7 protein-coding genes and 1 riboswitch are annotated in these 12393 nt (G+C 36.4%); of the genes, 3 read left to right on the top strand and 4 right to left on the bottom strand.

Annotated elements, in window-relative coordinates; translation table 11 throughout:
• Positions 1–209 precede the first annotated feature (209 nt).
• Positions 210–953 carry a type III pantothenate kinase gene (locus ACKPCA_RS12815; RefSeq protein ID WP_321279443.1) on the bottom strand — a complete coding sequence of 248 codons (744 nt, stop codon included), beginning with the start codon at positions 951–953 and terminating at the stop codon, positions 210–212.
• Positions 954–1158: 205 nt separating this feature from the next.
• Between ACKPCA_RS12815 and ACKPCA_RS12810 the strand changes: the two genes are divergently transcribed.
• On the top strand, positions 1159–2625 hold the full coding sequence (locus tag ACKPCA_RS12810; RefSeq protein WP_321279442.1) for a PAS domain S-box protein: 1467 nt from the start codon (positions 1159–1161) through the stop codon (positions 2623–2625).
• 66 nt (positions 2626–2691) lie between these two features.
• Here the strand turns inward: ACKPCA_RS12810 and mfd are convergent, their stop codons facing one another.
• The 3 genes from mfd to fbp all read right to left on the bottom strand — a co-directional run bounded on the left by mfd (position 2692) and on the right by fbp (position 8270).
• Entirely contained in the window at positions 2692–6042 is a 3351-nt protein-coding gene (mfd, locus tag ACKPCA_RS12805) for a transcription-repair coupling factor (protein WP_321279441.1), read from the bottom strand.
• Positions 6043–6426: 384 nt separating this feature from the next.
• The gene (locus ACKPCA_RS12800) at positions 6427–6999 is read right to left on the bottom strand and encodes a hypothetical protein (RefSeq protein WP_321279440.1); all 573 of its coding nucleotides are present in this window, start codon (positions 6997–6999) and stop codon (positions 6427–6429) included.
• A gap of 248 nt (positions 7000–7247) precedes the next feature.
• Positions 7248–8270, bottom strand: coding sequence for a class 1 fructose-bisphosphatase (gene fbp, locus ACKPCA_RS12795; protein ID WP_054718707.1), 1023 nt, complete (start codon positions 8268–8270; stop codon positions 7248–7250).
• A gap of 289 nt (positions 8271–8559) precedes the next feature.
• Between fbp and ACKPCA_RS12790 the strand changes: the two genes are divergently transcribed.
• Together ACKPCA_RS12790 and ACKPCA_RS12785 are read left to right on the top strand one after the other, a co-directional pair.
• On the top strand, positions 8560–9816 hold the full coding sequence (locus ACKPCA_RS12790; protein WP_054718704.1) for an aspartate kinase: 1257 nt from the start codon (positions 8560–8562) through the stop codon (positions 9814–9816).
• A 553-nt stretch (positions 9817–10369) separates the two neighbouring features.
• Positions 10370–10481: riboswitch (SAM riboswitch) on the top strand.
• Positions 10482–10953: 472 nt separating this feature from the next.
• Positions 10954–12273 (top strand): O-acetylhomoserine aminocarboxypropyltransferase/cysteine synthase family protein, encoded by a 1320-nt coding sequence (locus tag ACKPCA_RS12785; RefSeq protein WP_321279439.1) that lies wholly within the window; start codon positions 10954–10956, stop codon positions 12271–12273.
• Positions 12274–12393 lie beyond the last annotated feature (120 nt).

Here is a 12393-nt window from a genome sequence, read left to right as displayed (position 1 = left end):
AAAATGGTCTTAGGATCTCCTTAAAAAACGTCATATCTATTAAGTCAGAATAAATATAACGAAAGTTTTAGTTTTGTTGGAACTAAAACTGCAAAACTCATACCAAAGTTTTAGTATAAGTTTTGAATTCGTTCTAAATAACCATTTTAAAGCTCAAAAATAAGCTTCTTGCAAAACTATAAATAAATTGGAAATCAACAAAAACTTTGTTAATTATTAGAGCCTTCCAAAATATTAAATTCCAGGATGCGGTTCAGTCCAATTGCCAGTACATTCGACTCGAGAATTGCTGTGCTACTAATGCTTTTGTATAAAAAAGGAGCGTCACCACCTGTTAGTATTACTTTTAGATCGGCATGTTTCTCTTTTAGTTGATTGATATACGAATCTATTTCAAACACAATTCCATTTTGTACTCCACCAGTTATTGCTTCATTGGTATTTTTTCCGATTAAAGGATAATCTTCGTTTACAGAAAGCAGAGGTAGCTTTTTTGTGAAATGATTTAAAGCTTTGTATCTCATACTTAAACCAGGTGAAATACATCCACCAATGTATTGTCCTTTCTTATTCAAAAAGTCGAAGGTGATGGCAGTTCCCGCATCAATTACCAAAATGTTCTGGTTGGGATACATAGCATATGCACCAATACATGCAGCCAGTCTATCGTAACCTAAAGTGTTTTTAGATTCATATAAATTTTCAATTGGTATGGGAAGCTTAGAGTCAAAAAAGAAAACATGTTGAATTTTCGTTTTTAGAAAATTTATCAACTTATCGGGATATTCACGAACCGAAGAAATGATTACTTTTTCTATTGTAGGAAATTCACTTAGTAATTCCTCTGCAAATTCGACATCCACTTTTTCCGAAGCTTTGGTAGTATTTAATTCTTCTTTTAGGAAAATACTAGCTTTAATTTTTGTGTTGCCTATGTCAATTATAAGATTCAATGGAAAATAATTGATGTGTATTATTATAAATAGCTTGTAAAATCGCTTAAAATTAGTAAACTTTAGGCATATAAATTAAACGCCCAACAGGTTTTTCTAAATGAATTAATGAAGATTAATCCTCTTTGTTTGTTTTGAAGGAGAATAACCCGTGCTCTAGGTATTAAAAGGTATTGGTGTCGGTCAAATTTTCAATTATTACTTAATGAAAAAAAAGATTTTAATCGTTGAGGATGACAACCTAATTTCGACCATTTTCAGAATGTTTTTGAAGGAATTAGGTTACGATTTGTTAGGAATTGTTGAGGATGGTAAGGAAGCCATTCGTTTGTGCGAAAAATTAAATCCGGATATTGTTCTAATGGACGTTCATTTGGGAGGAGATCTGGATGGTATTCAAACAACCGAATTGATAAAATCTAAATTTGATATTCCTGTTATTTTCCTTTCCAGCGATACTGAAGAATCGACCATACAAAGAGTAATTAATACCCATTCATACGGATACCTGGTTAAACCAATTGATAAAAAAGAGTTGGGAATATCAATTGAGTTGGCATTTTATAAGCATCAGTTTGATTTGGATCAAAAAATGAGAGAAACGCGATTCCGTAATTTTATTACTGATTCGCCAGAGGCAATTTTGGTGATTAACGAAGCAGGCGGAATTGAGTATCTAAATTGTTTGGGATTAAAACTATTTAGAACCGCATATATTGAAGATTTAATGGGGCTTCAGCTTTTGTCTTATGTGAGTGAAGAATATCAAGAAGAATTTAAAGAAAAGTTCGATCGGGCTGTTCAAATGGGACAAGGAATTGAATATACTCACCTTAAATTTAAAACCATTCATGGTGATTTGTTTGATGTAGGATTGACAGCGGCTCATATTGAGTTTAATGGAAAGAATAATCTTCAGTTTATTATACGTGATGTAACTCAAGAATATGCCTACCGGGAGATGCTGGCTGAAAAAGCAGATATTATTAATCATTTCCATGACGGTGTGGTTACCTTCGATTTGAATGGAATCGTAAAATCATGGAACAAAGGATGCGAAAGAATTTTTGGCAAAAGTGAATCAGAGATGATTGGCAAACCTTATAGCGAATTATCCTTGTCTGGAAGAGAAAAATCATTTGCTGAGGATTTATTGATCCCAACGGAAAAAGATAGCAATTACGAAGTAGAACTTCTATTTGATATCGATGGGAAAGAAACCTATCTAAAGTTATATTCGTCGATGCTAAAAAGCGAAAAGGGAATCGATAAAGGAATAGTTTGCTATGTAAGAGATGTAACGGTTCGTATGAAAAGTCAGCTGATGCTTGAGGAAAGTGAGCGCCGAAATAAAGATTTAATTAATGCAATTCCTGATTTAATTTTTGTTGTGAATCGTGAGGGGATTTTTGAAGATTATAAAATGGATGATCATTCTGTTTTAGATCTTCCGAAAGATGAAATTATAGGAGCTTACCTGGATAAGGTATTTTCAGGCGAAGTTTTGCAATTGGCCAAAGAGAAAATAGAGAAAGTTTTAAATGTTGGATTTATCGAGAAGTTTAAATATGAAATGGAATCTGTAAAAGGTAAATATTGGTATGAAGCCCGCATTACCAACTTGGGAAATGATAAAGCTTTAGTTTTACTAAGAGAATTACAGGAAGATTAAATTTCACACCAATGAAATATTAAAAAGATCGCTGAGGATTAAACTTAGCGATCTTTTATTTTATCATCATTCCTGATTTATTTTCTTCAGTGTGTCAGTGGCTGCAACAATATTTGAAATTTTTTCGAAGCTTAAGCTCAGTCTGTTTTTTGCTTCTTTCATTTTACAAGGAATTGTTTGGGCTTGTAAGAATTGAAGCACTTTACTGAATTGAGCCGATTGATAGAAAGGAGAATCTTGATCAGAAATAAAGTAAAGAACCAACTTGTTGCTTTTTAAGATTAGCTTTTCAATTCCCAAATCAAGAGCCAACCATCGTAAACGAACCACGTTTAGCAATTCAATACTTGGTTCAGGCAAATTGCCAAATCGGTCTTTTAGTTGGTTTTCGAATTTTTCGATTTCTTCTTCGGTTTCGATATTATCCAATTCACGATACAGGCGAACTCTCTCCGAAATGCTTTCTACATATTCTTCCGGGAATAGAATTTCAAGATCGGTATCAATCTGACAATCGTTAATAAAACGGATTACTTCTTTTTCTTCCTCTTTCTTTTCATCGGCAAAAACATCCTTGAATTCGTTTTCTTTCAATTCAAGCATTGCTTCATTCAGAATTCGCTGATAGGTTTCGTATCCAATATCAGTAATGAAACCTGATTGCTCACCTCCCAAAAGATTTCCAGCTCCACGAATGTCCAAATCCTGCATGGCAATGTTGAATCCGCTTCCCAATTCAGAGAAATTCTCAATGGCTTGCAGTCTTTGTCTGGCTTCCTGTGTCATTGATTCCATAGGAGGAGTCAATAGATAGCAGAATGCCTTTTTGTTTGAACGTCCCACACGGCCTCGCAACTGATGCAATTCACTCAATCCAAAATTCTGACCATTGTTAATAATAATGGTGTTGGCATTCGGAATATCCAAGCCCGATTCGATAATGGTTGTTGCAATTAATACATCGTAATCCCCTCGAATAAACTCAAGCATGATTTTTTCCAATTTTGGTCCATCCATTTGACCGTGGGCAACAACCGTTGAAACTCCAGGAACCGTTCTGTGAATCATATCCTGAACTTCCTTGATGTTCTGAACTCTATTGTGAATAAAGAAAATCTGTCCGTTGCGCTCCACTTCATATGTAATGGCTTCGCGGATAATATCTTCATTAAAATTGTGTACTTCGGTTACAATTGGATATCGGTTTGGTGGCGGCGTATTGATAATTGACAGATCGCGTGCCCCCATTAATGAGAATTGCAGTGTTCTTGGAATTGGTGTTGCAGTTAGTGTTAAAGTATCCACATTTACTTTCATCTGCTTCAACTTTTCTTTTACCGACACTCCAAATTTTTGCTCTTCATCAACAACCAGCAATCCCAAATCTTTAAAGTCGATATCTTTTCCAATTATTCGGTGAGTTCCGATTAAAATGTCGATTTGACCAGCTTTAAGATCTTTCAAAATCTCTTTTTGATCTTTTGCCTTTCGCATGCGGCTGATGTAATCAACACGGCAAGGGAAATTCTTTAAACGATCGCTGAAAGTTTTAAAATGTTGGAAGGCCAGAATGGTTGTTGGAACCAAAACCGCAACCTGTTTGTTGTCGGCTACAGCTTTAAAAGCAGCACGAATGGCAATTTCGGTTTTCCCGAAACCAACATCACCACAAACCAATCGGTCCATTGGGAATGGCGATTCCATTCCTTCTTTGGTAGCCTTTGTAGCTTTTACCTGGTCTGGCGTGTCTTCATAAATAAAAGAAGCTTCCAGCTCTTGTTGCATATACGAATCGGGACTGAACTGAAATCCTCTTTCGGCCTTACGTTTTGCATAAAGGGCGATCAATTCTTTGGCAATATCTTTAACCTTGCTCTTGGTTTTCTCTTTTAGTTTTTGCCATGCTCCGGTTCCCAACTTGTAAATTTTAGGAGCTGTCCCATCTTTGCCTTTGTATTTAGAGATTTTGTGTAGCGAGTGTAAGCTCACAAACAAAATGTCATTGTCTTTGTACACCAAACGGATTGCTTCCTGATCTTTTCCATTTACATCAATCTTCTGCAAACCTCCAAAACGACCGATTCCATGATCCGCATGAACGATATAATCGCCCGGATGAAGTCGGTTGATTTCTTTTAAGGTAACCGATTCCTTGGCCTTGTGTACCGTAGCTGTTTTTAATCGGAACTTGTGGTAACGGTCGAAAATCTGATGATCGGTAAATACCGAAATTCTTAAATCCCGATCGGAAAAACCTTCGTGCAAGGTTTGATCTACAGATTGAAACTCGACTTCAATGCCTTTATCGTCGAAAATATTTTGAATGCGTTCAATCTGTTTGGCATTATCAGATAGAATGTAATTGCTTTCGGCTATTGCATTGTTATTCAGCAAGTGTTCGCCCAGCAAATCGAAATTTTTATTGAAAGCAGGTTGTGGTACCTGATTGAATTGAATTTCGTTCTCGGTTGGGAAAAAGAATTTTTGCCCAAATTCAATACAGGAATATTCATTCAGGTGATCGATGAAATCCAAACCTTTTATCAGGTAATCTTTGGTTGCAACCGTATCTTCTCCCAATTCCAAAGTTGGAACTTTCTCAATGGTATTTTCATAGATTGCCTGAATTCTGTCGCTGATGAATTGTACATTCTTACACCAAAAAACCGAATTCTCTGGAGCAAAATTCAGGAATGAGATTCTGGAATTCTTTAGAAGATTTTCCTGAATGTTTGGAATGATATCTACCGTATCCAACTTTTTAATCGAAAGTTGATTTTCCACATTGAACACACGAATGGAATCTACTTCTTCACCAAAGAAATCGATTCTGTATGGATGTTCATCCGAAAAAGAAAAGATATCGATGATGCTACCACGAATCGAAAATTGACCTGGCTCAACTACAAAATCGGCACGCTCGAACTCATAGTCTACCAAAACTTCCTCTACAAATTCAGGTGACAGTTTTTCACCCACTTTAATTTTAAGTGTGTTTTCAGTCAGTTGATCCTTACTGATTACTTTCTCAACAATTGCCTCGGGAAAAGTAACAATGTAGCTTGTTTGATGATTAGAATTTAATCGGTTTAAAGTTTCGGCGCGCAGAACGATATTGGAATTATCCGTTTTTTCGTATTGTACCGAACGTTTGTATGATGATGGAAAGAAAAGAACCGAATTTTCGTCAATCAAACTGCACAAATCATTATAAAAATAGGCAGCTTCCTCTTTATCATTCAAAATAAACAGTTGAGGTTTGGCTTGCTTTTCCAATGATGAAACCATTACGGGCAAAGCCGATCCTACCAATCCACGCAAGTGTAGGTGAAAATTGCTACTGTCATGTAAATGTTTCTCAATGCTGAATCGTGCTGGGTGACCAGCAAAAATGTTTTTTAGTTCTCGAAGTTCCAATGAATCCCTTTTTATTGATTGAAAGGCAAATTTAGGGAAAAGTTTCAGAAACCAAGCTGTTATGCTCAAATCCCAATCTTAGAAGGGGTTGTATTTTGTGATTTGGAAATTGGATTTTACTAGAAATTCCAATCAAGGGTTAAAATAACTGTATTGATTAGACCATAATGAATTTCATCGCTTTTTCAAGTTGAGTTTTTCCTTCCTAGGGAATTCCGTCCCGAATAAGTCGGGATCGAGGACCCCGCAGGGAGAAGCGTGAAATAAGAACAATACAATTAAAAATACACCCTTCTGGCTGTCGCCATCTTCCCTAGAAGGGAAGAATTCCTAAATAAACCTTTCTATTATTTTTTAAACTATATTTTCACCCCTTGATTCAACTTAAAATCCATAGCCAACAGGCCCATGCCCCGGCACACTTACATAACCCCTGGTATTTCCTTGATCGTAATTGCCGGCACTAAATCGAGTTGACCAAAAATTATCGCCGCCACTTCCCTTGCCACTGTAGCCATTTTGTTGTGCGGCCAAGTATAAATTTACCGTAGGAATAGGATTTCCAACATAGCCTGCATTTCCCAAATGATCGAACCAGTAATTCCCTGGTTGAATGTAATAGCCCAGTATATAGCTCCAAACCAGCCATTCGTTTTGTGGCAATTCCCTTCCATTTACAATCACATTGGTTTGTCCGTTTGAGGCATTACGCTTTAAGTGGCCCAAGTCATGATTTGGTAGCATAAAACCAAATGAAGCATAGCCAACAACCCCATACAAACCGCTGGTTTTATCGTACCAATAATTACCAGGAAGAGGCTTTGTACCATAGTATTTTTCAAATTCTTCCATTTGACTTTGGTTCAACTCTATGTCGTTGATAATTACTTTTTCTTCTTGCGATAGGGCTGGCATTGCAAAATAAAGCAACATCAATAGGATGCATATCGATTTCATTTCTATAAGATTTTAAATTGAATAAAGTATACTTAAGAAGGTATGAGATTGGTGTAGCTAAATTACAACAAAGTGAGGTGGATGTCAATAATGCGTTGCTGGTTCTGATGCTCTCATTCTAAGTTGAGAGTATAAATAAAAATATTGAGAGTCTCAGCTGAAGTGAGAATCTCAAATGCAGAAAAAACCAAAGCCACTTCTCAACTGAGAAGTGGCTTTGCATTTTGAGTTCTGGTTAGTTGTTGAAATCAAATATTGTTGAAGAAGTGTAGAAACTCTTCTGTTTTTTTCACCATATTGGTCGAACCAGTATAAAATGGCACACGCTGGTGCAGCGATTCCGGAGTAATTTCCATGATTCTGCCATTTCCATCGGTAGCCATACCGCCAGCTTGTTCAGCAATAAATGCAACAGGATTACATTCATACATCAATCGCAGCTTGCCATCAGGATTTTTATTGGTTTGCGGGTAAATAAAAATACCACCTTTTAAAAGGTTGCGATGGAAATCGGCTACCAAAGAACCAATGTATCGCGAAGTAAATGGTCGTTTGCTGCGAGCATCTTTTTCCTGGCAATACTTAATGTATTTTTTTACTCCTTGTGGGAAATTAATGTAGTTTCCCTCGTTAATGGAATAAATGGTTCCCGATTTTGGTGTTTTGATGTTTGGATGCGACAAACAGAATTCTCCGATTGATGGATCAAGCGTAAATCCGTTTACACCATTACCCGTGGTATACACCAACATGGTTGATGATCCATAGATAATATACCCAGCAGCAACCTGTTTGGTTCCTTCTTGTAAGAAGTCTTCAATGTTGGCAACTTGACCGCGAGGTGAAATGCGTTCAAAAATCGAGAAAATGGTTCCAATGGAAACATTTACATCAATATTCGAAGAGCCATCCAATGGATCCATGCAGAAAACATACTTTCCGTTTTTGGACAACTCATTTTCGAAAATAATAATGTCTTCGTTCTCTTCCGAAGCAACAGCAGCACATTCGCCACTTGCTCTTAAGGCATCAATAAAGTGTGTATCGGCAAAAACATCCAGCTTTTGCTGATCTTCCCCCTGAACATTCTGATCGCCGTGCTCACCAAGAATATCTACCAAACCGGCTTTGTTTACAGCACGGTTTACAATTTTGGCAGCAATTTCTACGTGATGAAGCAAACGAGATAACTCTCCTTTTGCTCCCGGATGATCAGACTGACGCTCAATAATAAATTGATTCAGGGTTTGAACATTATTGTGTTCAGTCATTTTAAAAAGGCTTTTGGTTTACATTCATTTGGTGGCATAAAGTTATGCTTTTTTATTTAATGCCAAACCCTTATTTCAAACGTTGACAGAAAAGTTTTTTTTCAATAAAAATTGAATTTTTTACGGTTAAATCAATTTTGAGCTATTATACAGCATATTGTTATCTTAAAAAATGTAAAAAAATCAAAATATTGAAAAATAATTTTGCTTTGCTCAAGCTTTATTTAGTACCTTCAATTTTTGTAAAAAGTGGCAAAAGCCAAAATCTATAAAACTTAAGTAATTTTACATGAACATATTTAAATTTGGAGGTGCATCGGTAAATAGTGCCGAGGGTGTCAAGAATTTTGTAAAGATTGTTCAATCTTATAAAGACGAAACCATTATTGTTCTTTCGGCAATGGGCAAAACAACCAATGCTTTGGAGCAAATTACCGACGATTTTTGTGCAAAATCAGATTCGGTAGAATCAAAGTTTCGTGAGGTAAAGTCTTATCATTTCGACATCATTCATGAGTTGTTTGTAAATAAGGAAGATGAAGTTTATGAAAAAGTAAATCGATTGTTCGAGCAACTTCATTGTTATTTGCAGGGAGAACCAACTTTGGATTACGATTTTGATTACGATCAGATTGTTTCGTTCGGGGAGCTGATTTCAACCACCATTGTTTCGGAATATCTGAAAAAAAGTGGATCGCCAAATAAATGGGTTGATATCAGAACTTGCTTAAAAACGGACAATAGTTATCGAGAAGGAAAAATCGATTGGGAGCTGTCCCAAAAACTAGTACCCCAAGCTTTTAGTTTCAATAATACTTTTGTGTATGTAACACAGGGCTTTTTGGGCGGAACAACTACCAATCAAACTACCACTTTAGGTCGCGAAGGATCGGACTATACTGCTGCAATTCTGTCCTACATTCTCGATGTAGATAAATTGTCAATCTGGAAAGATGTTCCTGGAATTATGAATGCTGATCCGAAATGGCTGGATGATGCACAGAAGTTGGAAAGAATCTCGTATCAAGAGGCAATCGAGTTGGCGTTTTATGGAGCGAAAGTGATTCATCCCAAAACGATTCAACCTATTAAACGAAAGAAGATTCCATTACAGGTACGATCCTTTATCAACTATAGCGAACCTGGCACTTTAATTAGCACAGCATCTAAACAGATGGAAAAGCAATTGCCAGTGTATATTCGTAAACAAGATCAGGTGTTGATATCCATTCGACCAACAGATTTTTCTTTCATTTTAGAGGAAAATTTAAGTTCCCTGTTCGCACTTTTTGCAAAACATCGCATGAAGGTGAATCTAACTCAAAATTCGGCAATTAGCTTTTCGGTATGTGTAGATAAATCCGAGAGAAGATTGAATAATTTGTTGAATGAAATTTCTCAAGATTTTGAAGTAAAATACAACGATAATGTAGAACTAATTACCATTCGTCATCATGATGATGAGGCGGTGGAAAGAATGACTGCAGGAAGAGAAATTTTATTGGAACAACGAAGCAGAGATACCGCACAATTTGTGATTGTATAATTCAATTTACATAGATACTGTAAGGACATGTCATTGCATGTCCTTTTTTTGTGTTTTGTATCGTAGATTCAAGGCATTGCATTTGATTTATCAACATAGCAATGAATTTTGGTAGAGATAGCATTAATGCGGTTTGAATTATTTACTTTGGTTGAATTTTATAACATTTTCAAGTTAAGTTTTTCCCTTTTAGGGAAAATCCCTACAGGGAAAAGGGTGAAAAAAGAAAAATACCATCAAAAATACACCCCTCTGCCTGTCGGCATCTCTCCTAAAAGGTGAGAATTTAGAATTGAAAGATTGTATGTCTAATTCATTGTTGAATTATAATTAAGAAAATATTATTTGCATAAATAAGGCCAGTAGAAAGGGAATGTGGATGAGGTTTTTAAATTTTTTTTCACAAAAAAATCACCTTTGCCTATATAAGGTATAGTTTGCACATTTTCAGGAAATAAAAAATAAGAGTTGTGCCTCTTTTATTTGGAGATTAAAAAATCATGCCTATATTTGTTGCAGATATTTAAGGTAATACTCGCAGGAGGATATCATTAATTTATACAGAAGAAGTGAGAGAACAGGCTCGATGACCTTCTGACAACCCCGGCAAAACCAAAAGCTGAAAGGTGTCAAATCCTGACCATTTAATTTGGTGAATATAAATTAAACGATCATGAAGAAGACAGAAATTCACATTCAAAAGCAGGCTCAACAAGAGCAAAACATTCAGTTGCAAACTTTGGCATCTATTACCACTATGATGCGAATGCAGCGAATGATGCGTATGCTGTAACGCATTCTGTCTAAGATCTTTCCCTATTTTTTAGATGCTGGTGCGTATAAAATAACTCCGAACCAGGGAATTCAAATTCTAATTTACTTTTTCAATTGTTTCTGATTTTCAGAAATAGGAATTGATACAATCTAAACTGAATCTATTGAAGCATTCAGATTGGTTGTGCATGAGATAGATACGGAATTTGTGACAACCAGAAGCCTTTGCTTCTTAAACCAATTAATCAAATTTTAAATCAAGGATATTATAATCCTAAGCTGTTACCAATTACATGGCTTAAAAACAAGCGCTATGTAATTCCGATAGCTATCGGGAGCTGACAGCTATAAATAAGAATCGCCATGTCAAAAAATTTAAGATACGAAACATTACAGATCCACGCAGGACAAGAAGTTGAAGCAACAACAAATTCACGAGCAGTTCCTTTGTACCAAACTACGGCCTACACTTTTAACGACTCGAAGCATGCAGCAGATTTGTTTGGCTTAAAAGCGTTTGGAAACATTTATACTCGATTAATGAATCCAACCAATGATGTTTTCGAAAAGAGAATTGCAGCATTGGAAGGGGGAGTTGCAGCAGTTGCAACAGGATCGGGTCAAGCAGCTCAATTTTTGGCTTTGACCAATATTTTGGAAGCAGGTGATAATTTCATTAGCGCTTCACAAATTTACGGTGGAACCTACAACCAGTTCAAGGTACAATTCAAGCGCTTGGGCATTCAATGTAAGTTTGTTGATATAGATTATCCTGAAACCATTGTACCTCTAATCGATGAAAATACAAAAGCCATTTATGTAGAGGCATTGCCAAATCCAAAGTTCTCAATTCCTGATTTCGATAAAGTATCAGCCATTGCAAAAGAACATGATTTGCCACTAATTGTTGACAATACCCTTGGAGCGGGAGGATATCTGTTCCGTCCATTGGAACATGGAGCCAATGTTGTAGTTGAATCGGCAACCAAATGGATTTGTGGTCATGGTACTGCAGTTGGCGGTGTGCTTGTTGATGGAGGAAATTACAATTGGGGTAATGGAAAATTCCCTCAGTTTTCTGAACCATCTGAAGGCTATCATGGTCTGGTTTTCTCGGATGTCTTTGGAGTAGATGGACCTTTTGGAAATATCGCTTTTGCAATTCGTGCCAGAGTAGAAGGTTTGAGAGATTATGGATGTAGTCAAAGTCCATTCAATTCATTTCTGCTACTACAAGGATTGGAAACTCTTTCGCTTCGTTTGGATCGACATGTTGAAAATACGCTGGCATTGGCTGAGTGGTTGCAAGAACAAGATTGGGTGGAACAAGTGAATTATCCTGGTTTGCCATCGAGCCCATACTACGAAAGAGCTAAGAAATATTTTAAGAAAGGTGCTGGTTCTGTGCTTACTTTCAAAGTGAAAGGTGGAAAGGAAGTTGCCGACAAATTGGTGGATGGAGTAGAACTACTTTCACATGTTGCAAATCTTGGTGATGCAAAAACTTTGATCATTCATCCAAGCTCAACAACTCATGAGCAGCTGACTTTGGAAGAACAAAAAGCATCAGGAGTTGAGCCAGGTTTGCTGAGAATATCAGTAGGAATAGAGCACATTGAAGATATCAAAGCGGATATTAAGCAAGCGGTTGAAAAGGCAATTAGTATAGAGACAATCAATTAGTTCTTATAGCAATCCTGAACGGAATTATTCTTTAAAAAGATTCCGTTCAGGGAACTTTTATCATCCTAAGCTTAAGGGATTTTCGCAAAAAACAAAAACAACAATACTCAAAATTTTTAA

Origin of the sequence: Marinifilum fragile (assembly GCF_963677365.1) — a bacterium.
In the GTDB taxonomy this organism is placed as follows: domain Bacteria; phylum Bacteroidota; class Bacteroidia; order Bacteroidales; family Marinifilaceae; genus Marinifilum; species Marinifilum fragile.
Note: the sequence above shows the minus strand (reverse complement) of the source record. Positions and strands in the feature narration are given on the sequence as shown.

What these genes read in the sequence shown, in the direction of transcription:
- ACKPCA_RS12800 (WP_321279440.1), bottom strand. Translation starts at nt 6,999, where the DNA reads ATGAAATCGATATGCATCCTATTGATGTTGCTTTATTTTGCAATGCCA.
- fbp (WP_054718707.1), bottom strand. Translation starts at nt 8,270, where the DNA reads ATGACTGAACACAATAATGTTCAAACCCTGAATCAATTTATTATTGAG.
- ACKPCA_RS12790 (WP_054718704.1), top strand. Translation starts at nt 8,560, where the DNA reads ATGAACATATTTAAATTTGGAGGTGCATCGGTAAATAGTGCCGAGGGT.
- ACKPCA_RS12785 (WP_321279439.1), top strand. Translation starts at nt 10,954, where the DNA reads ATGTCAAAAAATTTAAGATACGAAACATTACAGATCCACGCAGGACAA.
- ACKPCA_RS12810 (WP_321279442.1), top strand. Translation starts at nt 1,159, where the DNA reads ATGAAAAAAAAGATTTTAATCGTTGAGGATGACAACCTAATTTCGACC.